Here is a 24,666-nt window from a genome sequence, read left to right as displayed (position 1 = left end):
AGCCGCCTGGAATAGTTGAGTCCGGGCGCGCCGCTATATTGGCGGCTACCCGCTAGACCAGCGATTTTGTGCCGGACACCCGGCCGAAACAATTGTGGGAGGAAGCTAGATGACGTCACCGAGTGGGCCGCCCGACGGCGCCGGAGGCTACCCAGGCCCGGCACCCACGCAGGGTTACCCGCCCGGGGCGCACGCCGCCCCCGCCGCGCAGCAGCCCGTCAGCGCGTCGTTGCAGTCCGAGGTGCACACCCTCGAGCGCGCCATCTTCGAGGTCAAGCGGATCATCGTCGGCCAGGACCAGCTGGTCGAGCGGATGCTGGTCGGCCTGCTGGCCAAGGGCCACGTCCTGCTCGAAGGTGTGCCGGGTGTCGCCAAGACCCTCGCCGTCGAGACCTTCGCCAAGGTCGTCGGCGGCTCGTTCGCCCGTATCCAGTTCACCCCTGACCTGGTGCCCACCGACATCGTCGGTACCCGCATCTACCGCGTCGGCAAGGAAGAGTTCGACATCGAGCTCGGCCCGGTCATGGTGAACTTCCTGCTCGCCGACGAGATCAACCGCGCGCCCGCCAAGGTGCAGTCGGCGCTGCTGGAGGTCATGGCCGAGCGCAAGATCTCCATCGGCGGCAAGACCTTCCCGCTGCCCAGCCCCTTCCTGGTCATGGCGACCCAGAACCCGATCGAGCAGGAAGGCGTGTACCAGCTGCCCGAGGCGCAGCGCGACCGCTTCCTGTTCAAGCTCAACGTCGGCTACCCGTCGCCCGAGGAAGAGCGCGAGATCATCTACCGGATGGGCGTCAAGCCGCCGGAGCCCAAGCAGATCCTCACCACCGAGGACCTACTGCGCCTGCAGGACGTGGCCGCCAACACCTTCGTGCACCACGCCCTCGTCGACTACGTGGTCCGCATCGTGACCGCCACCCGTGAGCCGGAGAAGTTCGGCATGCCCGACGCCAAGGCATGGATCGCCTACGGTGCCTCGCCGCGTGCCTCGCTCGGCATCATCAGCGCCTCGCGTGCGCTGGCGCTGGTGCGCGGCCGCGACTACGTCATCCCGCAGGACGTCGTCGAGGTCATCCCGGATGTGCTGCGGCACCGCCTCGTGCTCACCTACGACGCGCTCGCCGACGAGATCTCCGCCGAGACCGTCGTCAACCGCATCCTGCAGACTGTCGCGCTGCCGCAGGTGAATGCCATTCCGCAGCAAGGACATTCGGTTCCGCCCGTGATGGCCGGCGCAGCTGGGGTCTCTGGTCGGTGACCGCCTCCGGGTCTGATCGTTCGGCTTCGCCACAGACCGGCCGGTCCGTCGATCTGCCGTCACTGCAGCGCGGCCAGATTCGGGATCCCGAACTGTCGGCCGCACTGCGCAAGCTGGAGCTCACCGTCCGGCGCAAGCTGGACGGTGTCCTCCACGGCGACCACCAGGGCCTGATCCCCGGGCCCGGCTCGGAGCCGGGGGAGTCGCGGCTGTACCAGCCCGGCGACGACGTCCGCCGGATGGACTGGTCCGTCACGGCCCGCACGACGCACCCGCACGTGCGGCAGATGATCGCGGACCGGGAGCTGGAGACCTGGCTCGTCGTCGACATGTCGGCGAGCCTGGATTTCGGCACCGCGGGCTGTGAGAAGCGTGATCTGGCGGTCGCCGCGGCGGCCTCCATCGCGTTCCTCAACAGCGGCGGCGGTAACCGGCTGGGCGCCGTCATCTCGAACGGCGACACCGTCCGCCGGGTACCCGCACTCTCCGGCCGGCTGCACGAGCAGGAGCTGCTGCGCGCCATCGCCACCACACCCAAGGCCCCGGCGGGGGTCCGCGGTGACCTGGCCGCGGCCATCGACGCCCTGCGCCGCCCGGAGCGGCGCCGCGGCATGGCGGTGATCATCAGTGACTTCCTCGGCCCGATCAACTGGATGCGCCCGCTGCGGGCCATCGCGGGCCGGCACGAGGTGCTGGGCATCGAGATCATCGACCCGCGTGACGTGGAGCTGCCGGCGGTCGGGGACGTGGTGTTGCAGGACGCCGAGTCCGGCATCACCAAGGAATTCACCATCGACGAGCAACTTCGGGACGACTTCGCCCGCGCCGCCCAGGCGCACCGCGACGAAGTGGCCCGCACGCTGCGTCGATGTGATGCCCCGCTGCTGACGCTGCGCACCGACCGCGACTGGATCGCCGACGTCGTCCGGTTCGTGGCGAACCGTCGCCGCGGCGCCATGGCGGCCCGGTAGCTGTCAACCGTTCCGGGCGTGCCGATTTAGGCGTGCACCGGCCGAGGCGATAAGTTGACCAGCATGAGTGACAGTGCTGCCACTGAGGCTGCTCCCGGCCGTCCGGCCTTCGTTTCCCGTTCCGTGCTGGTCACCGGTGGTAACCGGGGCATCGGCCTGGCCATCGCGCAGCGCCTGGCCGCGGACGGCCACAAGGTCGCGGTGACCCACCGTGGTTCGGGTGCGCCCGAGGGCCTGTTCGGCGTCGTGTGTGACGTCACCGACACCGAGGCCGTCGACCGCGCGTTCAAAGAGGTCGAGGAGCACCAGGGCCCCGTCGAGGTGCTGGTGTCCAACGCCGGCATCTCCAAGGACGCGTTCCTCATGCGCATGACCGAGGAGCGGTTCACCGAGGTCATCAACGCCAACCTCACCGGTGCGTTCCGCGTGACGCAGCGCGCGTCGCGCAGCATGCAGCGCAAGCGCTTCGGCCGCATCATCTACATCGGCTCGGTCTCGGGCATGTGGGGCATCGGCAACCAGGCCAACTACGCCGCCGCAAAGGCCGGCCTGATCGGCATGGCGCGCTCCATCTCGCGCGAGCTCTCCAAGGCCGGCGTCACCGCCAACGTCGTCGCCCCCGGTTACATCGACACCGAGATGACGCGGGCCCTCGACGAGCGCATCCAGGAAGGCGCGCTGGAGTTCATCCCGGCCAAGCGCGTCGGCACCGCCGAAGACGTCGCCGGTGCGGTGAGCTTCCTGGCCTCCGAGGACGCCGGCTACATCGCCGGTGCGGTCATCCCGGTCGATGGCGGCATGGGCATGGGTCACTGACCCGAAACTCTTTGGCTTACCCGAACTTTCGTTTAAAAGGAGTCACCACAATGGCAGGTTTGCTCGAAGGCAAGCGGATCCTGGTCACCGGGATCATCACCGACTCGTCCATCGCGTTCCACATCGCGAAGGTCGCCCAGGAGCAGGGCGCCGAGCTGGTGCTCACCGGCTTCGACCGGATGAAGCTCATCCAGCGCATCGCCGACCGGCTGCCCAACCCGGCACCGCTGCTGGAGCTCGACGTGCAGAACGAGGAGCACCTGGCCTCGCTCGGTGAGCGTGTCACCGAGGTGATCGGCGCGGGCAACAAGCTCGACGGCGTCGTGCACTCCATCGGCTTCATGCCGCAGAGCGGCATGGGCATCAACCCGTTCTTCGACGCGCCCTACGAGGACGTCGCCAAGGGCATCCACATCTCGGCCTACTCGTACGCCGCGCTGGCCAAGGCGCTGCTGCCGATCATGAACGAAGGCGGCGGCATCGTCGGCATGGACTTCGACCCGACCCGCGCCATGCCCGCCTACAACTGGATGACGGTCGCCAAGAGCGCGCTCGAGTCGGTCAACCGGTTCGTCGCGCGCGAGGCCGGCAAGTACGGCGTGCGCTCCAATCTCGTTGCGGCAGGCCCCATCCGGACCCTGGCCATGAGCGCCATCGTCGGCGGCGCGCTGGGCGACGAGGCCGGCCAGCAGATGCAGCTGCTCGAAGAGGGCTGGGATCAGCGCGCGCCGATCGGCTGGAACATGAAGGACCCGACGCCGGTCGCCAAGACCGTGTGTGCGCTGCTGTCCGAATGGCTGCCCGCGACCACCGGCTCGATCATCTACGCCGACGGTGGCGCCAGCACCCAGCTGCTCTGATTCGATTTGTTTTCCGCCGAAACGGCGTTCCAGCAGGTTTCGACTGCCGGGACGCCGTTTCGCGTCTGAGGAGGGGACAAACCCGTGGATTTCGACGCACTGCTGCTGTTGTCGTTCGGCGGACCCGAGGGTCCGGAGGACGTCCGCCCGTTCCTCGAGAACGTCACCCGTGGACGCAACATCCCGCCGGCGCGGCTCGACGAAGTGGCCGAGCACTACCTGCATTTCGGTGGCGTGTCGCCGATCAACGGCATCAACCGCGCGTTGATCTCGGAGCTCGAGGCGGCGATGCCGGATCTGCCGGTGTATTTCGGCAACCGCAACTGGGAGCCGTACGTCGAGGACACCGTCATCGCCATGCGGGACAACGGAGTTCGCCGCGCAGCGGTGTTTACCACGTCGGCGTGGGGCGGCTACTCGAGCTGTCGGCAATATGTCGAGGACATCGCCCGCGGCAGGGCTGCGGCGGGACCGCAGGCGCCGGAGCTGGTGAAGGTGAGGCAGTACTTCGACCATCCGCTTTTCGTCGAGATGTACGCCGAATTCGTCTCGCAGGCCTTGCATGCCGCGCCTTCGGGCGCGCGCCTGGTGTTCACGGCGCACTCCATACCGCTGGCCGCCGACGAACGGTACGGACCGCGGCTGTACAGCCGGCAGGTGGCGTATGCGGCGCGTCTGGTCGCTCAGGCCGTCGGAGTGGGCGACTACGACCTGGTGTGGCAGTCTCGGTCCGGCCCGCCACAGGTGCCGTGGCTGGAACCGGACGTCGGCGACCATCTCGCCGCGCTCGGGGACGCGGGCGCCAGCGCTGTCGTGGTATGTCCCATCGGATTCGTCGCCGACCACATCGAGGTGGTGTGGGACCTGGACAACGAGCTCGCCCAACAGGCCGCCGAGGCCGGAATCACGTTGGTGCGCACCGCAACTCCCAATGCCGACCGGCGTTACGCGAAGCTGGCGGCAGCGCTGATCGAGGAGTTGCGCACGAGCGCCGAGCCGGCTCGGGTAGACGGTGACGATCCCGTGCCCGGTTACGGCTGCAGCATCAACGGCGCACCCTGCTCGCCGCAGTGTCCCGGCTCGTGAGTTTCTCTCGCGAACTGACATGAAACTGTGCGAGGGCCCACGCTCGGCGTAGGTCAACTTGAGCCGAATTGATTGTGCGCAGTGGCTGTTCGGTTCTCGAACAAATTCAGCGACGGCGCACAGTCGATGCACATGATTTCCGGCGACACGCCGCGGCCACGGCCGGTGCCAGTAGGGGACGCCTAGCGCTCCCAGGCGGAGTGCAGGATCGCCGTCACGGCGGCCAGGCGGGCGGACCGCACGATGTCGGTCAGCGGCCGCATGGCCTCGGTGGCGATCTGCATCTCCGAGGCACTCTGCAGGCCGATGGGCGCCAACCCGGCGCTGACCGTGATGATCGCGTCGATGTGGGCCGCGGTCTCGAGTACCCGCACCGCACGAGTGGGGGCGTGGTCGGGCAGTTTGTGCAGATGCCCGGCCTCGAGCAGCTGCTCGACCATCTCGCGCGGATCCTCGATGTCCGAACCGGGTTCGGCACGCAGGCGGCCGAGGGCGTCGGCCGCGGACCGGACCGCGTCACGCAGCCGGTACTCCTCTTCGCCGAGGTCGAAGTGCCCGGCCACGGGCGCACTGGGCAGTGAATACACCGTCCACGACAGGGCCTTGACCTCGGCGTCGTCGGTGTCGTCCTCGTATTCGAAATCGGGGACCAGCCCGACGGCCTCGCCGTAGTTGGAGGTGACGACGACGGCTTCGCCCACGTCGACGGCGTCCTGCTGGAACTGGGTACCCGGGGTCAGGCCCCGGACGTCCCCGGGTACGGGCAGTACCAGGTTCAGTGCCGGCTCCGAGCGCGCGGCGCCGGCCGCGTGCCGCAGCGTCTGCAGCAACGTGACGCCGCCGTAGTTGGTCAGGTCGGGCCACGGCAGGCCCGTGCGGCTGGCCGCCACGGCGTCGTACGCGGCGATGGAATGCCTTGGCGCCCACGGCGATAGCGCATCGAGGACATCGTCGGGTGCGGCCAGGCCGGCATGCCAGGCATTGGCCCACACCGTCAGCGAAACACTTGGACACCACATGATGCACGCAGTGTAAAACGCTCCGGCCGATTAAGCCTGCAAGGCGCTACTCTGGTCGCATGCCGGTGCCGTTGCTGTGGCTCATCGTGGCGATCGGGCTTGCCGGTGCCGAAGCGCTGACCGGTGACATGTTCCTGCTCATGCTGTCCGGCGGTGCCCTGGCGACAGCAGGTCTGAGCTGGGCCACCGACTGGCCCATCTGGGCCGACGGCGTCTCCTTCCTCATCGTGTCGGTGCTGCTGCTGGTCCTGGTGCGGCCGGCGCTGCGCAAACGGCTGGGTGCTGCGGGCCTGCCCGAACCGGTGAAGGCCCTGGAAGGCAAGTCGGCGCTGGTGCTGGAACGGGTGACCCGCCATGAAGGGCAGGTAAAACTCGACGGCGAAATCTGGACGGCGCGCCCGATGGCCGACGACGATGTCTTCGAGCCCGGCGATCACGTCACCGTGATGCGGATCGACGGCGCGACCGCGGTGGTCTTCCGGGCCATCTGAACGCAAGGGGAGCTGAAATTGACTGGTGCACTTGTCCTTCTGCTGATCCTGGTGGCGTTTGCCATCGTGGTGGTGGTCAAATCGGTGGCGCTGATCCCGCAGGCGGAAGCGGCCGTCATCGAGCGGCTGGGCCGCTACAGCAAGACCGTCTCGGGGCAGCTGACGCTGCTGCTGCCGTTCATCGACAAGATCCGGGCCCGCGTGGATCTGCGTGAGCGGGTGGTGTCGTTCCCGCCGCAGCCGGTGATCACCGAGGACAACCTGACGGTAAACATCGACACCGTCGTCTACTTCCAGGTGACCAGCCCGCAGGCCGCGGTGTACCAGATCAGCAACTACATCGTCGGCGTCGAGCAGTTGACCACCACGACGCTGCGCAACGTCGTCGGCGGTATGACGCTGGAGCAGACGCTGACCTCACGTGATCAGATCAACGCCCAGCTGCGCGGCGTGCTCGACGAGGCCACCGGCCGGTGGGGCCTACGCGTCGCGCGCGTCGAACTGCGCAGCATCGATCCGCCGCCGTCCATCCAGGACTCGATGGAGAAGCAGATGCGCGCCGACCGCGAGAAGCGCGCCATGATCCTGACCGCCGAGGGCACCCGGGAGGCGTCGATCAAGCAGGCCGAGGGCCAGAAGCAGTCGCAGATTCTGGCGGCCGAGGGCGCCAAGCAGGCGGCGATCCTGGCCGCCGAGGCGGACCGGCAGTCCCGCATCCTGCGGGCGCAGGGTGAACGCGCCGCCCAGTACCTGAACGCCCAGGGGCAGGCCAAGGCCATCGAGAAGACGTTCGCGGCCATCAAGGCCGGCCGCCCCACGCCCGAGCTGCTGGCCTACCAGTACCTGCAGACACTGCCGCAGATGGCCAAGGGCGAGGCCAACAAGGTGTGGGTGGTGCCCAGCGACTTCGGTTCCGCGCTACAGGGTTTCACCAAACTGCTCGGGGCACCGGGCGAGGACGGGGTGTTCCGTTACACGCCGTCGCCCGTCGAGCCGACGCCCGCGGGGGCCGACGACGACGCCGACGAGGTCGCCGACTGGTTCTCCACTCAGACCGACCCGGCCATCGCGCAAGCGGTGGCGAAGGCCGAAGCCGAGGCCCGCCGGCCGGTGCAGCAGCCGGGTTACGGCGCCCCGCAGACGCAGCCGCTCGAGGCTCGGCAGACCCCGGAAATCGACCCGCCCGCCGGGCAACACTCGAGGTGACCATGAGCGCACTGACCTCCCCGAAGACCTACACGGCCCTGGCGGTGCTGATGGCCGGTGACGCCGCGGCGTGTGCCGTGCCCGTCGCACCCATCGAGAAGGCGCTCAACGGAGTGCACTTCCCGCTCGAGTACCGCTGGATTCTCGTCGGCTCCAAGGCCGCGGCCGCTGTGGGTCTGATTGCCGGACAACGCAATTCGGCGCTGGCCCGGCTGACCACCGCGATGCTGGCGCTGTACTTCACGCTGGCCGTCGGCGCGCACGTCAGGGCACACGACAAGCCGGCGAACGCCGCGCCGGCCGTGCTGTTCCTGGCGCTGTTCACCGCGATGACGGCCAAGGGGCTGCCCGAGCGCGAAGGTTAGGACTGCAACCGCAGTTCGACCATCGGCAGCGGGACGTCGCGGTCGCCGATCGACCGGCCCAGCGTCTGTTCGAGCACCGGGCGGAACTGCGCCCAGTATTTGGGGTGGCGGGTCCGGTAGTCGCTGAGCGTCCGGTCGACTTCGGCCTGTTCGAGCACGCGTGCCGTGGCACGTGCGGGGCCGTGGCTGCCGATCCAGACCCGGACCTGTGGTTCGGCGCGGACGTTGCGGAACCACTGCGCCGTGGTCCCGAAACCCGAGGCGACCACGAAGCAGTCGTCGAACGGTCGGTCCACGATTTCGAGGACGACGTAGCGCCGCCGACCGGAGCTGCGGCCGAGGTGTTCGAGCATCAGCATGCGCGGGCCCAGCAGCGCCCCCAGCCGGGCGCGGTACAGCCAGATCGGCGCCCGCACCAGGTGGCGGTTCCGCAGAATCCGGGCGCCGAGGCCGGCGACTGCGGTCACGGGCCCACGCTGTCGAGTGCGGCGGCGTGCGCACGGCGATGGAGCCGGATCTCGTAGATCAGCCCGCAGATCCCGATGGTCGCGGTGCAGGCCGACACCACCAGCAGCGACGGCCGAATCTGTCCGGTGAGGGCGTCGCCGAGGATGACGACGGCCGCGGTGCCGGGCAGCAGCCCGAAGAACGTCGCGAACGCATACGGCACCACCCGGACCGATGAGGCGCCGGCAGCGTAGTTGAGCACCGAGAACGGCACCGCGGGGATCATGCGCATCGACAGGATCGCCGCCCACCCGCGTTCCTTGAGCCGAGCGTCGAGACTGTCGATGTGCTTGTGCGAGAGCTTGCTCAACTGCCAGCCCAGCACCCGGACCAGCCAGAGCGCGATGAGCGCGCTCAGCGTGCTGGCGATGACGGCCAGCGTGACGCCGAGGGCGGAGCCGAACAGCAGGCCCGCGGCGAGGGTGAAGGCGGTGCGGGGGAACGGCAGCACCGTGACGACGGTGTGTGCGACCAGGAATGCCAGCGGGAACCACGGGCCGGCCGCGGCGGCCCAGTCCCGCATCTGTACCGCGCTGGGCAACGGCACCCAGATGGCGATTGCGACAAGAATCACAATCGCCGTTCCGATGCCCACGGCCCGTCGCAACGGCATCTGCGCCGCAGTGGCTTGCACCGCAGACAGGACCGTGCGCAGCGCGCTGACAACGGAGTTCACGTTTTCCAAGGGTACGGGGCGACCGCCCGATCATCGCTGTCAGGAGCGGGTCCACGAGACGGTCGATTGCGCCGACCGGTTGCCGTCAGAGTCGTGGGCGCCCGGTGCGCGGTGGAGCTACTGGGTAGTAGCGACCTGCGTGATTTAGCCTGAAAATCAAGTGTGATAGGCATTTCTGCATGCAGTGCCATATGTCTGATGGCCGAAAGATTGGGAGTCGCCGGTGACTGTCGACGCGTCCACCGTTCGGGACCGCTACGCGCGGTGGCAAGAGAACGTCGCCGGCGTGCTCGCCAAGAGCACCCGCAAGGCAGTCGAGGATCTGCCGGCAGACCCTGAGCGTCTGCTCGATACCCCCACGTACGACGGCTTCCCGGTCCGTCCGCTCTACACCAGCCTGGACGGACTCGCCGAGCCCGCGCTGCCCGGACACTGGCCGTTCACCCGCGGTGGTGACGCCCACCGGGACGTGCTCGCCGGCTGGAAGGTCACCGAGTCCTTCCCGATCGCCAGCGATGCCGACGTCGCCACGGTGAACGGCGCCATCCTGCTCGCCCTCACCGACGGCACCAGTGCCGTCGAGGTCCGGGTGGGTGCTGACGGCGTACCTGTCGACCAGCTGGACCGCGTGTTCGAGGGCGTCTTCCTGGATCTGGTGCCGGTGCTCCTCGATGCCGGTGCGGACCTGGCGGGTGCGGCCGATCAGCTGCTGACACTGGTCGAGCCGTTCGATGCCGACCAGCGCGCCCGGCTGTCGATCGACCTGGGCGCCGACCCGCTGACCGCGCCGCTGTCGGGTCGTGCCGCCGCGGCCGAGGCCGACGTCGTCGCCACCGCCGCGAAGCTGACCGGGTACGAGGGGGGAGTGCGCGCCGTCACGGTCGACGCCGCCGCGCTGCACAACCTCGGTGCGAGCGCCTCGCTGGAGCTGGCCGGTGCCCTCGCCGCCGGCGTCGCCTACCTGCGGCTGCTGACCGAGAGCGGGCTGTCGACCGCCGACGCGCTGCGGCAGCTCAGCTTCCGCTTCGCCGCGGACGACGACCAGTTCGCCACCATCGCCAAACTCCGTGCGGCGCGCCGGCTTTGGGCCCGGGTGGCCGAGGTCGTCGGTGCGCCCGACGCGGGCGCCGCCACGATCCACGCCGTCACCTCGAAGGCCATGATGTCGCAGCGCGACCCGTGGGTGAACATGCTCCGCACCACCCTCGCCGCCTTCGCCGCCGGCGTCGGAGGTGCCGACACCGTGCTGGTCGAGACGTTCGACGCCGCCATCGACGGCGGATTGCCTGGTACCGCAGTCACTTTCAGCCGCCGCATGGCGCGCAACACGCAGCTGCTGCTGCTCGAGGAGTCGCACCTGGGCCGCGTCGTCGACCCGTCGGGTGGCTCGTGGTTCGTCGAGGACCTCACCGATCAGCTGGCGCAGCAGGCCTGGGCGAAGTTCCAGGAGCTGGAGTCGCTGGGCGGTTTCGTCGCGGCCCGTGAGCACCTGCGCACCCAGATCGCCGAGATCGCCGACCGTCGCGCCGATGACATCGCGCACCGGCGCACGGCGCTCACCGGCGTCAACGAGTTCCCGAACCTGGCGGAAACCCGGCTCGCGCAGACGGATTCGTTCCCGGGCGTGGTGCGCTACGCCGCGGCCTTCGAGGCGCTGCGCAATCGCTCCGACGCCTACCTGGCCAAGACCGGCAAGCGCCCGCAGGCCGTGCTGCTGCCGGTGGGCCCGTTGGCCGAGCACAACATCCGCACGACGTTCGCCTCGAACCTGTTGGCTTCCGGTGGCATCGAGGCCGTCAACCCCGGCACCGTCGACGCTCAGGGCGTGGCGGCGGCCGCCGCAGGCCAGGTGGCCGCGGTGGTCTGCGGTACCGACGCCCGGTACGCCGACGAGGCGAGCGACATCATCAAGGCCGCCCGCGCGGCCGGCGTCGCGCACGTGTACCTCGCCGGACCGGAGAAGTCGGTCGCCGACGCGGCCGACAAGCCCGACGAATACCTGACCATGAAAATCGATGCCGTCGAAGCGCTTTCGACCCTGCTCACCCGATTGGGGGCATGACCATGACCGCTTCCGACGTGACCACCATCGGCAGCTTCGCCGACGTCCCGCTGCACGGGGAAGAGCCCGCAGCGCCGTCCGCCGGTGCTGTCAGCGCGCATGTCGCCGACGCGGCGCAGGCGCACGGCTACACCGCCGAGCAGCTCACCTGGTCGACGCCCGAGGGCATCGACGTCAAGCCGGTGTACATCGCCGAGGACCGGGATGCCGCGACGCAGGCGGGCTACCCGCTGGACAGCTTCCCGGGCACCCCGCCGTTCATCCGCGGGCCGTACCCCACCATGTACGTGAACCAGCCGTGGACCATCCGGCAGTACGCCGGGTTCTCCACCGCGGCCGAGTCCAACGCGTTCTACCGCCGCAACCTGGCGGCCGGGCAGAAGGGCCTGTCGGTGGCCTTCGACCTGGCGACCCACCGCGGCTACGACTCGGACCACCCGCGCGTGCAGGGTGACGTCGGAATGGCCGGTGTGGCAATCGATTCCATCCTCGACATGCGCCAGCTGTTCGACGGTATCGACCTGGGCAGCGTCAGTGTCTCGATGACGATGAACGGCGCGGTGCTGCCGATCCTCGCGCTGTACGTCGTGGCCGCCGAGGAGCAGGGCGTGCCGCCGGAGAAGCTGGCCGGGACCATCCAGAACGACATCCTCAAAGAGTTCATGGTCCGCAACACCTACATCTATCCGCCGAAGTCGTCGATGCGGATCATCTCCGACATCTTCGGCTACACCAGCACCAAGATGCCCAAGTTCAACTCGATCTCCATCTCGGGCTACCACATCCAAGAGGCCGGTGCCACAGCGGATTTGGAGCTGGCCTACACGCTGGCCGACGGCGTCGAGTACATCAAGGCCGGGCTGGACGCGGGCCTGGACATCGACAAGTTCGCGCCGCGCCTGTCCTTCTTCTGGGGCATCGGCATGAACTTCTTCATGGAGGTGGCCAAGCTGCGCGCCGGCCGCCTGCTGTGGAGCGAGCTGGTGGCCGAGTTCGGCCCCAAGAGCGACAAGTCGCTGTCGCTGCGGACCCACTCGCAGACCTCGGGCTGGTCGCTGACGGCGCAGGACCCGTTCAACAACGTGGCTCGCACCTGTATCGAGGCCATGGCCGCCACGCAGGGCCACACGCAGTCGCTGCACACCAACGCCCTCGACGAGGCGCTGGCGCTGCCCACCGACTTCTCGGCCCGCATCGCGCGCAACACCCAGCTGCTGCTGCAGCAGGAGTCGGGCACCACGCGGCCCATCGATCCGTGGGGCGGTTCGTACTACGTCGAGTGGCTCACCCATCAGCTCGCCGAGAAGGCCCGCGCCCACATCAAGGAGGTCGCCGAGCACGGCGGCATGGCGCAGGCCATCGGCGAGGGCATCCCGAAACTGCGCATCGAAGAGGCCGCGGCCCGCACCCAGGCCCGGATCGACTCCGGCGCCCAGACGGTGATCGGCGTCAACAAGTACCAGGTGGACGAGGACCAGGAGATCGAGGTCCTCAAGGTCGAGAACAGCCGGGTGCGGGCCGAGCAGCTCGCCAAGCTCGAACAGCTGCGCGCCGACCGCGACGAGGCCGCCACGCAGGCGGCCCTGGCCGAATTGACCCGTGCGGCAGGCGAATCCGGTACTGCCGGCGAGGACGGTCTGGGCAACAACCTGATGGCGCTGGCCATCAACGCGGCCCGCGCCAAGGCCACCGTCGGCGAGATCTCCGACGCGCTGGAGAAGGTGTACGGCCGGCACCAGGCCGAGATCCGCACCATCGCCGGCGTCTATCGCGACGAGGTGGGGAAGACCGGAAACGTGAGCACCGCAACCGAATTGGTCGAGAAGTTCGCCGAGGCCGACGGCCGTCGCCCCCGCATCCTGGTCGCCAAGATGGGCCAGGACGGCCACGACCGCGGCCAGAAGGTCATCGCCACCGCGTTCGCCGACATCGGCTTCGACGTGGACGTCGGCTCGCTGTTCTCCACGCCCGACGAGGTGGCGCGGCAGGCGGCGGACAACGACGTGCACGTGGTCGGGGTGTCGTCGCTGGCGGCCGGTCACCTGACGCTGGTGCCCGCGCTGCGCGACGCACTGGCCGAGGTGGGGCGTCCGGACATCATGGTCGTGGTCGGCGGCGTGATCCCGCCGGGCGACTTCGACGAGCTGTACGAGGCGGGCGCCGCGGCGATCTTCCCGCCCGGGACGGTCATCGCCGACGCCGCGATCGGCCTGTTGGGCAAGCTCGCCGAGCGGCTGGGCTACAAGCTCTGAGGTGGCGGGTATGACGGCCCCGGTGCCTGAACTCGCGGCCAGGATCCGCGCCGGCGATCGGGCGGCGCTCTCGCGTGCCATCACGCTGGTCGAGTCCACCCGGTCCGACCATCGTGATGCCGCGCAGCAGCTGCTGCTCGAGCTCACACCGGAGGCCGGCAGCGCGCTGCACGTCGGCATCACCGGCGTCCCCGGCGTCGGCAAGTCGACGACCATCGAAGCGCTCGGCATGCACCTGATCGAGCGCGGACACCGCGTCGCGGTGCTCGCCGTCGACCCGTCGTCGACGCGTACCGGCGGTTCGATCCTCGGCGACAAGACCCGGATGGCGCAGCTGGCCGTGCAGCCGGAGGCCTACATCCGGCCGTCGCCGACATCGGGCACGCTCGGCGGGGTGGCCAAGGCCACCCGCGAGACCATCGTGCTGCTGGAGGCGGCCGGTTACGACGTGGTGCTGGTCGAGACCGTCGGCGTCGGCCAGTCGGAGGTGACGGTGGCGAACATGGTCGACACCTTCGTCTTCCTGACGCTGGCCCGCACCGGTGACCAGCTGCAGGGCATCAAGAAAGGCGTGCTGGAGCTCGCCGATGTCATCGTGGTCAACAAGGCCGACGGCGAGCACGCCATCGAAGCCAAGGCCGCGGCACGGGAACTGTCCGGGGCGATCCGGTTGATCTATCCGCGCGACACCCTGTGGCGGCCGCCGGTGCTGACCATGAGCGCACTGACCGGCGACGGTCTTGCCGCGATGTGGGACACTGTGCTCAAGCATCGTGAAACCCTCACCGCTGCAGGCGAATTCGAGGCCCGGCGGCGAGCCCAGCAGGTCGACTGGACGTGGACCATGGTGCGCGACACGGTGCTCGACCGGGTGCTGTCGAATCCGGCGGTCAAGGCGAATCGCGACGAGGTGGAACGCCAGGTGCGCGAGGGTGAGTTGACGCCGGCGCTGGCGGCACAGCGCATCATCGACCTCGCGAACTGACTCCGGCCGCGCCCGTTCTGAAATTGCCGGTGTGTTTGCCGGCGCGCTGACGGAACCGGCCTGCCGGGTATTCGGGTCGGGCGCTGGCGAAACCGAATTCGGGATGGACCAGCCGCCGGCCCGACTTGCGGACCAAAATGCGACCACGGGCGTTCGGCTATCGAAATATTGCCAACGGTGGCGGGCTGACCTCTGAACTCGCGATCTTGGCAGTAACTCCGCAACGGGTTACGCCAGCGTAAATGCGATCTTGAAGTGGATATGGCGGACACGCCGAACCTGTGTATCCAGACTATTTAGCTAACAGATTGATAACGTCGGAGATGATCTGCGGCAGGCGCACGTCATCATTTGGTAATGACCAACGCAATTCGCCGGGAGCGCAACGTCGCGCCTCTCCGGTCCGCCGGCGGACCTCTTCCGCAGGGTGTTCACGGTGCCGCTGACCCGAACTTCGCAACAGTGGTGCGCGCCTTTTCGGCCATGTTCCCCAGCCGCTTCCTGGGCGGCGGCGCCCTCTCGGTGTACCTCGACGGCGTTCCTGTCGTCGACGTGTGGACGGGATGGGCCGACCGGTGGGGCACCCGGCGGTGGGACGCGGACACCGGCGCCATGGTGTTCTCGGCGACCAAGGGGTTGGCCTCGACCGTCATCCACCGCCTGGCCGATCGGGGCCTGATCGGCTACGACGTCCCGGTCGCCGACTACTGGCCGGCCTTCGCGGCCAACGGCAAGGCCGGCGTGACGGTGCGCGAGCTCATGCGGCACCGCGCCGGGCTGTCGCAGCTGAACGGCGCCACCCGCGACGAGCTGATGGACCACCGCCTCATGGAGCAGCGGCTGGCGGCGGCGCCGATGAGCTGGATGAAGGGGCGACCGGCGTACCACGCCATCACCTACGGCTGGCTGTTGTCCGGGCTGGCCCGCGCGGTGACCGGGCAGAGCATGCGCGAGCTGTTCCGTACCGAACTTGCCGAGCCCCTCGGCATCGACGGCCTGCACCTGGGCCGGCCGGCCGCGGATGCGCCCACCCAGCCCGCGCAGATCATCGGGCCGCAGTTCCGCATCCGCAACCCACTGTTCGACGCGGTGGCGCCGCACGTGGCCAAGCTGCCGTTCTCGGGTGGATTCGGCTCGATGTACTTCACCGGCATGCGATCGATGGCGCAGGGCGACACGCCACTGCTGGATTCCGAGATGCCGGGCGCCAACGGCGTGGCCACCGCGCGTGCGCTGGGCCGCGTGTACGGCGCGCTGGCCAACGGCGGCCAGATGGACGGCCTGCGGTTCCTGTCGGCCGGTACCGTCGCGCAACTGCGGGGGACCGGCAGCCTCTTCCCGGATCTGGGCCTCGGCCTGCCGATGGACTTCAACCTCGGGTATCACGGCACACCGATCCCTGGTGTCATGCCGGGGTTCGGACACGTCGGACTGGGCGGGTCGCTGGGCTGGGCGGACCCCGATCGGGGCCTGGCTTTCGGATTCGTGCACAACCGCCTGTTGACGCCGCTGATGGTTGCGGATCAGGCTGGTTTCGTCGCACTTGGGGCAATGGTGCGACACGGTGCTGCGCAGGCGCGCAGCAACGGTTTCTGCCGGGTCGCGGAGTTCGGTGCACCGTACGCCGATCCGGCCCCGGTTGCGGGCTGACGGAGTTTGCGCGCGCGAGATATGCGGCCGCATCGGAAGCGATGCGGACCGCCCTCAGCACCGGACTTTCGAATACGCGCAGATGTCGGGCATGTTGATTTTTTGCCCGTATCGAGCGGAGTTCGTCACACCAGATATTTCATACCATGCGTATCGATCATTGCCGACAATACGATTTTATGGCCACAGCCTGTAGTTCTGTGATTTTCGTTGTGTTGCTCGAATTTCAATAACGATATCCACGCAAACATTTGCCCTGTCGCGGCGTCCGCGTGCGCACGGTGCTGGGGTGAACGATGTTCGCTACGGACCGCTATGCTTCCGGCCCGTGGCTGGTTCGAAAAGGCTCCGAACCAAACCCCTGCGCAACGGCGCGCCGGGCGGGTTGGGTCTTCCGCGGCGAGTGTGCTGCGGATATCCGCTGCTGACGGTCACCTGGTAGCGATTCGACCGAAACGGGTAGCCCCGAATCGGCGGATCAGTTAATTTGACCCGGTAGGATTTCGAGCCAGTTTGTTTAACGCGGCAAAGACGATTTCGCAGAGATTTTTGAGCGCGGTCTGCAAAGCCACCCGGCACTGCGTGTCGGGGTCGGGCCGGACTGCACGGAGAGGCGGTAACTAAGTGGGTGGGTCACCGACGACACCCGTCGCGATCATCGGCATGGCATGCCGGCTTCCTGGCGGCATCAGTTCGCCGGACGAGCTGTGGGAAGCCCTGCTGCGCGGTGACGACCTGGTTACCAAGGTTCCCCTGGAACGCTGGGACGCCGAGGAGTACTACGACCCGGAGCCCGGCGTGCCCGGCCGGTCGGTGTCCAAGTGGGGCGGTTTCCTCGATGACGTTGCCGGCTTCGACGCCGACTTCTTCAACATCAGCGACCGTGAAGCCACCGCGATCGACCCGCAGCACCGCCTGATCCTCGAAACCTCTTGGGAGGCCGTGGAACACGCAGGCATCGATCCCGCCACCCTGGCCGGCTCGCTCACCGGCGTCTTCGTGGGTATGACCCACGGCGACTACCAGTTGCTGGCCGCCGACGCCCACGCCATCGAGGGCCCGTACGGCTTCACCGGTAACAACTTCAGCCTGGCCTCTGGGCGCGTCTCGTACCACCTGGGTGCGCACGGCCCGTCGTACACGGTCGACTCGGCCTGTTCGTCGAGCCTGCTCGCCATCCACAACGCGTGCCGCAGCCTGCACGACGGCGAGAGCGACGCCGCCCTCGCCGGCGGTGTGTCGATCATGCTGGAGCCGCGCAAGATGTCCTCGGGTTCGGCCCAGGGCATGCTGTCGCCGACCGGCCACTGCCACGCCTTCGACGTTGCCGCCGACGGCTTCGTCTCCGCCGAGGCGTCGGTCATGTTCATGATGAAGCGCCTGGACGACGCCCAGCGCGACGGCGATCGCATCCTCGCGGTCATCCGTGGCACGGCGAGCAACCAGGACGGCCACACGGTCAACATCGCGACCCCGGGCGCGGACGCCCAGGTCGCGGTCTACCGCCGCGCGCTGGACCTCGCCGCCATCGATCCCGCCACCGTCGGCTACATCGAGGCGCACGGCACCGGCACGCCCGTCGGTGACCCGATCGAATACTCAAGTCTGGCAACGGTTTACGGCAAGCAAGGGCCGGTCGTGCTGGGTTCGGTCAAGACCAACGTCGGACATGCGCAGTCGGCGTCGGGTGCCGTCGGCCTGATGAAGGCCGTCCTGGCCCTGCAGCACGGCGAGGTGCCGAAGAACCTCTACTTCAACGAGATGCCCGCCGAGATGGCGGCCATCAGCACCGGCCTGTTCGTGCCGACGGAGCTCGTGCCGTGGCCCGCGACCGCCGACCATCCGCGCCGCGCCGCGGTGTCCGCCTACGGTCTGTCCGGCACCAACGTGCACGCCGTCGTCGAACAGGCCCCGGCCGAGTCGTCGCCGCGCGTCGTCGGGTCCGAAGGGCAGGGGATCGGCGGCAAACTGCTGTTCCCCGTGTCATCCACCTCGGCCGACGAGTTGCGCCGCACCGCCGGCAAGCTGGCCGACTGGGCCGCCGCCCAGGGCGAGGCCCTCGATCTGGCCGACACCGCCTACACGCTCGCACGCCGCCGCGCACACCGACCGGTTCGCGCCGCCGTCCTCGCCGAGGACGCCGCCGGCCTGATCCAGGCCCTCCGTGGCGTCGCCGACGGCGAGACCCCGTTCCAGCCCGCCGCCGGCAAGGGCGACCGCGGCCCGGTCTGGGTGTTCTCGGGCCAGGGTTCACAGTGGGCGGCCATGGGCGCCGGTCTGCTGGCCGCCGAGCCCGCATTCGCCGCGGCCATCGCCGAGATCGAACCGCTCATCGAAGCGGAGTCGGGCTTCTCGATCACCGACGCCATCACCGCCGGTGAGACGGTGACCGGCATCGATCGCATTCAGCCCGCCGTGTTCGCGATCCAGGTGGCGCTGGCCGCCACGCTGCGGTCGTACGGTGTGCAGCCCGGCGCGGTCATCGGCCACTCGATGGGTGAGTCGGCCGCCGCCGTCGTCTCCGGCGCGCTGTCACTGGCCGACGGTGTGAAGGTGATCTGCCGCCGGTCGAACCTGATGCTCAAGGTGTCCGGCTCGGGTGCCATGGCGTCGGTGGAGTTGCCCGCCCAGCAGGTGCTCTCCGAGCTCGGCGCCCGCGGTGTCAGCGACGTGGTGCTGGCGGTCGTCGCCTCGCCGCAGTCCACCGTCGTCGGTGGTGACAAGGACGCGATCCGCGCGCTGGTCAAGGAATGGGACGAGCGCGGCGTCATGGCCCGCGAGGTCGCCGTCGACGTCGCGTCGCACACCCCGCAGGTCGACCCGATCCTGGACGAGCTGGCCGACGCCCTCGAGGACCTCGAGCCCGGTGAGCCTGCGGTGCCGTACTACTCGGCCACGCAGTACGACCCGCGTGACCCCGCGGACTACGACGCGGATTACTGGGTGGACAACCTGCGCCACACCGTGCGCTTCGGTGCCGCCGTGCAGGCCGCACTCGACGACGGCTTCCGCGTGTTCATCGAGCTGGCCCCGCACCCGCTGCTGGTGCACGCCGTCAACCAGAACGCCGCGCACCAGGACATCGGCATCGCCGCCCTGGCCGCGATGCGTCGCGAACAGGACGTGCCGAACGGTCTGCGCGACGTCGTCGCCGATCTGCACACCGCAGGTGCCGCCATCGACTTCTCGGTGATCTACCCGGACGGCGTGCTGGTCGACGTGCCGCTGCCGACCTGGACCCGCAACCACCTGATCCTGACGCGGGACCCGCACGAGCAGGCCCCCGGCGGGGCGTCGCTGGCGGTGCACCCGCTGCTGGGCGCGCACGTGCGGCTCCCGGAGGAGCCCGAGCGGCACGTCTGGCAGTCCGACGTGGGCACCGGCATGCAGCCCTGGCTGGGTGACCACCAGGTCCACAACGTCGCGGCGCTGCCCGGTGCGGCGTACTGCGAGATGGCGCTCGGCGCGGCCCGCGAGGTGCTGGGCGAGGCCTCCGAGGTCCGCAACGTGACCTTCGAGGCGATGCTGCTGCTCGAAGAGGAGACCGCCGTGTCGGCGGTGGCCACGGCGGTGCCGTCGGGCGACATCGACTTCCTCGTCGAGACCTACCAGGACGGCGAGCAGGTGCGCCGTGCCGCGGCGACGCTGCACGCCGTGGAATCGGGCAGTGCAGACGACGCCTTGCGTCCTTCCTACAACCTGGCCAAGCTGGTCGCCGCCCACACCGAAGATGTCGATGGTGGCGACCTGCGGGCCTGGTTCGCCGATCGCGGCATCCAGTACGGCCCGGCGTTCTCCGGCCTGACGGCGGCCCACACGACCGCGGGCACCACGGTGCTCGCCGCCGTCGCGCTGCCCGGTGCCATCCGGTCGCAGCAGAGCGCCTACACCGTGCACCCGGCGCTGCTCGACGCCTGCTTCCAGGCGGTGGCCGCGCATCCCGATCTGCACGGCGACACCAGCGGCGCGCTGATGCTGCCGCTGGGCGTCGGCAAGCTGCGGGCCTACGAGTCGACCCGCAACGCGCACTACTGCTACGTCAAGCTCGTCAGCCTCTCGCCGACGGCGATCGAAGCCGACATCGACGTGCTCGACGAGAACGGCGCGGTGCTGCTCGCGGTGACCGGCCTGCGGCTCGGCACCGGCGTGTCCGAGGCGGGCCAGCGCGAGCGGCTTCTGGGCGAGCGCCTGCTGAACATCGAATGGCGCAGCCAGGACGCCCCGGTGGCCAACGTGGTCGATCCGGGCCGCTGGCTGCTGATCTCGGCCGCCGCCGATGCCGACAGCCTGACCGAGAAGCTGTCCGAGGTGCTGCAGTCCGACGAGGCCGACGTCTCCACCATGGCGTGGCCGGCCGACGCCGACCATGCGTCGAACCTCGAGTCGCTGCAGGAGACGCTGACGGCCAAGCCGTTCAAGGGCGTCGTCGTCGTCACGGGTGCGGCCGAGGGCTCCGCGGCTTCGGCTTCCCTGGCCACCGCGCAGCGCGGAGTGGCCCAGGTCGAGCAGCTCGTCCACATCGTGCGGGGTCTGCCGGACGTGCCGGGTCAGCCGGCGCGGCTGTACGTGCTCACCCGGGGTGCCCGCACCGTGGCGCCGGGCGACGTGGCCAACCTGGAGCAGGGCGGCATCCGCGGTTTCATGCGGGCCATCGGCATGGAGTACCCGGCGATGCGGCCGACGCAGATCGACCTGGATGTCCAGGCCGACGTCGCGCACGTCGCCGCGGAACTGCTGTCCGGTTCCGAAGAGGACGAGACCGCGTGGCGGTCGGGCGAGTGGTTCACCGCGCGCCTGAACCTGAGCCAGCTGCAGCCCGAGGAACGTCGCACCGCCGTCGTGCGGCCCGAGACCGACGGTGTGCAACTGCAGATCCGGACCCCCGGTGACCTGTCATCGGCGGAGCTGGCCGCGTACGAGCGCGTCGCTCCGGGACCGGGCCAGATCGAGGTGTCGGTCGCCGCGTCGAACCTCAACTTCGCCGACGTACTGGTCGCCTACGGCCGGTACCCGAGCTTCGAGGGCCGGCTGCCGCAGCCGGGCGCGGACTTCGCCGGTGTCGTGACCGCGGTGGGGCCGGGCGTCACCGATCATCAGATCGGCGACCGGGTGGCGGGCATCTCGCTGACCGGCGCCTGGAAGACGTTCGTCACCTGCGACGCGAACCTGGCCGTGAAGATTCCGGACGACCTGCCCGAGGGCAGCGCGGCGGCGGTGCCCAGTGCGCACGCCACTGCCTGGTACGGCCTGCACAACCTGGCCCGGATTCAGGCCGGCGACAAGGTGCTGATCCACTCCGCCACCGGTGGCGTGGGCCAGGCCGCCATCGCCATCGCCCGGGCCGCGGGCGCCGAGATCTACGCCACCGCGGGTAGTGACGACCGTCGAAATCTGTTGCGCAGCTGGGGAATTCAGCACGTCTACGATTCCCGCAGCACGGCCTTCGCCGAGGAGATCCGTCGCGACACCGACGGTTACGGCGTCGACGTCGTGCTCAACTCGCTGCCGGGTGCGGCGCAGAAGGCCGGCGTCGAGCTGCTGACCTTCGGTGGCCGGTTCGTCGAGATCGGCAAGCGCGACATCTACGGCGACACCAGAATGGGTCTGTTCCCGTTCCGCCGGAACCTGTCGTTCTACGCACTGGACCTGGCGCTGCTGACGCTGACCAACCCCGACGTCACGCGCGGCATGTTGGAGACGATCTTCGGACAGATCGCCGAGGGTGTGCTGCCGGTGCCGGACACCACGCACTACCCGTTGCGCGACGCCGCGACCGCCATCCGCGTGATGGGCGCGGCAGGCCACACCGGCAAGCTGGTGCTCGACATCCCGCACACGGGGGAGTTCGAGGCAGTGCTGTCGCCGGAGCACGCTCCCGTGTATCGGGCGGACGGCTCGTACATCGTCACCGGTGGCCTCAGTGGCCTGGGTCTGTTCCTGGCCGACAAGCTAGCAGCGGGCGGCTGCGGACGCATCGTCCTCAACGCCCGTTCGGAGCCGAACGGGCACACCCGTCAGGCCATCGAGGCGGTTCGTGCCAAGGGCGCCGAGGTCGAGGTGGTGCTGGGTGACATCGCGGCCGCCGATACCGCCACGCGTCTGGTCGCCGCCGCTGAGTCGACCGGCAAGCCGCTGCGCGGTGTGCTGCACGGCGCCGCGGTGGTCGAGGACGCGACGTTGCCGAACATCACCGACGAGCTGATCCAGCGCGACTGGGCTCCGAAGGTGTACGGCGCGTGGTACCTGCACGAGGCGACTGCCAGTGCCGACCTGGACTGGTTCTGCTCGTTCTCGTCTGCTGCCGCCATGGTGGGCTCACCAGGGCAGGCTGCATATGCGGCCGCCAATAGCTGGCTCGACGCGTTCACCCAGTGGCGGCGCGCACAGGGGCTGCCGGCCACTGCTATCGCGTGGGGTGCGTGGGCCAAGATCGGCGCCGGGCAGGGTATGGCCGCGGATGAGGCCATGGCCATCGCTCCGGAAGACGGCGCATACGCGTTCGATGCGATCATCCGCCACGACCGCGCCTACTCCGGCTACGCCCCGGTAGCGGGGGCCGACTGGCTGGTGGCGTTTGCCCAGACCAGCAAGTTTGCCGAATCGTTCGCCAGCATCGGGCGGGGGAGCGCGGGCTCCAGCGAATTCCTTGCGGAGTTCCATGCTTTGCCGGAGGAAGAGCGGCCGGCTCGGCTGAGGCGTCTGATCACCGACGCTATGAGTATGATACTTAGGCGATCTGTCGATCCCGACCGTCCGTTGGCCGAGTACGGCCTCGATTCGCTCGGGGCGCTGGAACTGCGGACCCGTATCGAAGCCGAGACGGGAGTCCGGATCGGTTCGTCGGACATCACGAATGTCCGAGCACTGGCAGAGCGCCTGGGGGAGGCGATTTCGACGGCGATTTCGACATGACGGGTCAGAGTAGGGCGTCACAGAAGCCGCGCGCTGAATTCACCGAAGCACAGGAGAGTGAGCATGGTTGCGATTAGGACCATCCATGACTGGATGGGTTCCTCGGGTGTTCTGACTTCCTGGAACCCTTCGTCTGCGTCGCTTGCCAAGCTGCGTAACGCGCCGGTCAGCTCGGTGCCGGTCAGCTACCAGCAGAGCCAGCACATCCGCGCGTTCCGTTCGCACGAGCGCAACGGCACGGACATGGCCCGGCTCAACATCGCCGCGTGGGACATGCCGGGTAAGTGCGACGTCCGGGCCATGACGCACGTCATCAACGCCTACGTGCGCCGGCACGACACGTTCCACAGCTGGTTCGAATTGCTCGACGATGATTCGGTGGTTCGCCGGACCGCGAAGAGCCCGCGCGACATCAAGTTGGTGGCCACCGAGCACGGTGAGATGAATGCCCAGCAGTGGCGCGACCACGTCCTCGCGACGCCTGATCCGCTGCAGTGGGACTGCTTCCACTTCGGCATCATCCAGCGTGACGACCACTTCACGTTCTACTTCAGCATCGACCACGTGCACACCGATGCGCTGCTGATGGGGCTGGTGCTGGTGGAGATCCACCTCATGTACGCGGCCCTGGTCAGTGGTGCCCCGCCGATCCCGTTGGCCGACGCCGGCAGCTACGACGACTACTGCGTCAAGCAGGCGGAGTTCACCGCGTCGCTGACGCTGGAGTCCCCGGAGGTCAAGGACTGGATCAAGTTCGCCGAGGCGAACGACGGCACCTTGCCGTGCTTCCCGCTGCCACTTGGTGACCCGACTGTGCCCTGCGGCGGCGAGATGCTCACCGTCCGACTGATGGACAAGCATCAGTCGGAGCGGTTCGAGTCGGCCTGCCTGTCCGCGGGCGCGCGGGTCATCGGTGGCGTTATCGCCTGCGCGGCCCTGGCTGAGCACGAACTCACCGGCGAACCGGTCTACAACGTCATCACCCCGACCACCACGCGCCGCACCCCGGCCGAGTTCATGACGACGGGCTGGTTCACCGGCGTCGTGCCGATCAGTGTCCCGGTGGTACCGGACTCGTTCGGCGATACGGCCCGCGCCATGCAGAAGGCGTTCGACACGGGTATCGACCTGGCGCACGTCCCGTTCGAGCGAGTGCTGGAGCTGGCCGAGGGCAAGGTGGCCTCGATCCGCAAGGCGGACCCGGGTGTGCCAATGGTGTCCTACCTCGACACCAACCTGCCTCCGTTGTCGCCGGCGATCATGAACGAGTGGGAGCGGCTCAACGGCCGCGTGTACAGCGATGCACGGTCGGCGTACCAGATCGGCATCTGGGTGAACCGGTCCGAGAAGGAAACCTCGGTCACCATCGCTTACCCGGACAATCCCATCGCCCGCGAATCGGTGGACAAGTACCTGCACGCGATGCGCGCGGTGTACTTGCGGGTAGCCGACGGTGGTTCTGGGCCCGGTCGTTCGGACGCCTTGCGTCACAACGGTTGCCGCAGCGAACTGATTCGAGCTGTGAAGGGCTGATCTGTGACGAACTCCAC

At 68.8% G+C, this 24,666-nt stretch carries 17 protein-coding genes; 14 read left to right on the top strand and 3 right to left on the bottom strand.

Going from position 1 to position 24,666, the window contains the following annotated elements; genetic code table 11:
* Positions 1-109 precede the first annotated feature (109 nt).
* The 5 genes from moxR1 (at position 110) to G6N46_RS04470 (ending at position 4,991) form a co-directional block, all read left to right on the top strand.
* Positions 110-1,258 carry a chaperone MoxR1 gene (gene moxR1, locus G6N46_RS04490; RefSeq protein WP_064858071.1) on the top strand — a complete coding sequence of 383 codons (1,149 nt, stop codon included), beginning with the start codon at positions 110-112 and terminating at the stop codon, positions 1,256-1,258.
* Complete coding sequence (locus tag G6N46_RS04485; protein ID WP_064858070.1) at positions 1,255-2,229, top strand: DUF58 domain-containing protein; 975 nt, start codon at positions 1,255-1,257, stop codon at positions 2,227-2,229. Before moxR1 ends, G6N46_RS04485 begins: the two co-directional genes overlap by 4 nt.
* 63 nt (positions 2,230-2,292) lie before the next feature.
* A complete protein-coding gene (gene fabG1, locus G6N46_RS04480) occupies positions 2,293-3,045 on the top strand; it encodes a 3-oxoacyl-ACP reductase FabG1 (RefSeq protein WP_061000855.1) in 753 nt (250 codons plus the stop codon).
* Between the two features lie 50 nt (positions 3,046-3,095).
* A complete protein-coding gene (inhA, locus tag G6N46_RS04475; RefSeq protein ID WP_138249197.1) occupies positions 3,096-3,905 on the top strand; it encodes an NADH-dependent enoyl-ACP reductase InhA in 810 nt (269 codons plus the stop codon).
* Between the two features lie 84 nt (positions 3,906-3,989).
* On the top strand, positions 3,990-4,991 hold the full coding sequence (locus G6N46_RS04470; RefSeq protein WP_138249198.1) for a ferrochelatase: 1,002 nt from the start codon (positions 3,990-3,992) through the stop codon (positions 4,989-4,991).
* Positions 4,992-5,173: 182 nt separating this feature from the next.
* On the opposite strand, the gene G6N46_RS04465 is transcribed toward G6N46_RS04470, so the two are convergent.
* Positions 5,174-6,010: an Rv1486c family protein gene (locus G6N46_RS04465; RefSeq protein ID WP_138249199.1), complete on the bottom strand. Its 837-nt coding sequence runs from the start codon at positions 6,008-6,010 to the stop codon at positions 5,174-5,176.
* Positions 6,011-6,069: 59 nt separating this feature from the next.
* On the opposite strand from G6N46_RS04465, the gene G6N46_RS04460 reads away from it, so the two are divergent.
* The 3 genes from G6N46_RS04460 to G6N46_RS04450 are packed head-to-tail and all read left to right on the top strand — an operon-like array spanning position 6,070 to position 8,072.
* Complete coding sequence (locus G6N46_RS04460; protein WP_061000847.1) at positions 6,070-6,501, top strand: NfeD family protein; 432 nt, start codon at positions 6,070-6,072, stop codon at positions 6,499-6,501.
* A gap of 18 nt (positions 6,502-6,519) precedes the next feature.
* Positions 6,520-7,707, top strand: coding sequence for an SPFH domain-containing protein (locus G6N46_RS04455; protein ID WP_061000845.1), 1,188 nt, complete (start codon positions 6,520-6,522; stop codon positions 7,705-7,707).
* Positions 7,708-7,709: 2 nt separating this feature from the next.
* Positions 7,710-8,072 (top strand): DoxX family protein, encoded by a 363-nt coding sequence (locus G6N46_RS04450; RefSeq protein WP_133427686.1) that lies wholly within the window; start codon positions 7,710-7,712, stop codon positions 8,070-8,072.
* On the opposite strand, the gene G6N46_RS04445 is transcribed toward G6N46_RS04450, so the two are convergent.
* Positions 8,069-8,539, bottom strand: coding sequence for a nitroreductase family deazaflavin-dependent oxidoreductase (locus G6N46_RS04445; protein ID WP_138249200.1), 471 nt, complete (start codon positions 8,537-8,539; stop codon positions 8,069-8,071). The two genes, G6N46_RS04450 and G6N46_RS04445, sit on opposite strands and share 4 nt — an antisense overlap.
* Complete coding sequence (locus G6N46_RS04440; RefSeq protein ID WP_138249201.1) at positions 8,536-9,255, bottom strand: TVP38/TMEM64 family protein; 720 nt, start codon at positions 9,253-9,255, stop codon at positions 8,536-8,538. Before G6N46_RS04440 ends, G6N46_RS04445 begins: the two co-directional genes overlap by 4 nt.
* Before the next feature lie 223 nt (positions 9,256-9,478).
* Here G6N46_RS04440 and mutA point away from each other — a divergent pair, with 223 nt between their 5' ends.
* From mutA to G6N46_RS04410, 6 genes are all read left to right on the top strand, one after another.
* Positions 9,479-11,317: a methylmalonyl-CoA mutase small subunit gene (gene mutA / locus G6N46_RS04435; RefSeq protein WP_138249202.1), complete on the top strand. Its 1,839-nt coding sequence runs from the start codon at positions 9,479-9,481 to the stop codon at positions 11,315-11,317.
* A gap of 2 nt (positions 11,318-11,319) precedes the next feature.
* Positions 11,320-13,569 (top strand): methylmalonyl-CoA mutase, encoded by a 2,250-nt coding sequence (gene scpA / locus G6N46_RS04430; protein WP_138249231.1) that lies wholly within the window; start codon positions 11,320-11,322, stop codon positions 13,567-13,569.
* Positions 13,570-13,579: 10 nt separating this feature from the next.
* Entirely contained in the window at positions 13,580-14,554 is a 975-nt protein-coding gene (gene meaB / locus G6N46_RS04425) for a methylmalonyl Co-A mutase-associated GTPase MeaB (protein ID WP_138249203.1), read from the top strand.
* Between the two features lie 357 nt (positions 14,555-14,911).
* A complete protein-coding gene (gene lipL / locus G6N46_RS04420; RefSeq protein WP_138249204.1) occupies positions 14,912-16,204 on the top strand; it encodes an esterase/beta-lactamase LipL in 1,293 nt (430 codons plus the stop codon).
* A 663-nt stretch (positions 16,205-16,867) separates the two neighbouring features.
* Complete coding sequence (pks2, locus tag G6N46_RS04415) at positions 16,868-23,116, top strand: sulfolipid-1 biosynthesis phthioceranic/hydroxyphthioceranic acid synthase (protein WP_234880646.1); 6,249 nt, start codon at positions 16,868-16,870, stop codon at positions 23,114-23,116.
* A 63-nt stretch (positions 23,117-23,179) separates the two neighbouring features.
* Positions 23,180-24,649 carry a condensation domain-containing protein gene (locus tag G6N46_RS04410; protein WP_174814016.1) on the top strand — a complete coding sequence of 490 codons (1,470 nt, stop codon included), beginning with the start codon at positions 23,180-23,182 and terminating at the stop codon, positions 24,647-24,649.
* Positions 24,650-24,666: the final 17 nt, after the last annotated feature.

The sequence above is a fragment of the Mycolicibacterium phocaicum genome (genome assembly GCF_010731115.1).
In the GTDB taxonomy this organism is placed as follows: Bacteria; Actinomycetota; Actinomycetes; order Mycobacteriales; family Mycobacteriaceae; genus Mycobacterium; species Mycobacterium phocaicum.
The sequence above is the reverse complement of the archived record's forward strand: the minus strand, read 5'-3'. Positions and strand labels throughout refer to the sequence as shown.

Coding starts and splice junctions, on each gene's coding strand:
- lipL (WP_138249204.1), top strand. CDS start 14,912: ATGACCAACGCAATTCGCCGGGAGCGCAACGTCGCGCCTCTCCGGTCC.
- scpA (WP_138249231.1), top strand. CDS start 11,320: ATGACCGCTTCCGACGTGACCACCATCGGCAGCTTCGCCGACGTCCCG.
- fabG1 (WP_061000855.1), top strand. CDS start 2,293: ATGAGTGACAGTGCTGCCACTGAGGCTGCTCCCGGCCGTCCGGCCTTC.
- inhA (WP_138249197.1), top strand. CDS start 3,096: ATGGCAGGTTTGCTCGAAGGCAAGCGGATCCTGGTCACCGGGATCATC.
- G6N46_RS04465 (WP_138249199.1), bottom strand. CDS start 6,010: ATGTGGTGTCCAAGTGTTTCGCTGACGGTGTGGGCCAATGCCTGGCAT.
- meaB (WP_138249203.1), top strand. CDS start 13,580: ATGACGGCCCCGGTGCCTGAACTCGCGGCCAGGATCCGCGCCGGCGAT.
- pks2 (WP_234880646.1), top strand. CDS start 16,868: ATGGCATGCCGGCTTCCTGGCGGCATCAGTTCGCCGGACGAGCTGTGG.
- G6N46_RS04460 (WP_061000847.1), top strand. CDS start 6,070: ATGCCGGTGCCGTTGCTGTGGCTCATCGTGGCGATCGGGCTTGCCGGT.
- moxR1 (WP_064858071.1), top strand. CDS start 110: ATGACGTCACCGAGTGGGCCGCCCGACGGCGCCGGAGGCTACCCAGGC.
- G6N46_RS04410 (WP_174814016.1), top strand. CDS start 23,180: ATGGTTGCGATTAGGACCATCCATGACTGGATGGGTTCCTCGGGTGTT.
- G6N46_RS04450 (WP_133427686.1), top strand. CDS start 7,710: ATGAGCGCACTGACCTCCCCGAAGACCTACACGGCCCTGGCGGTGCTG.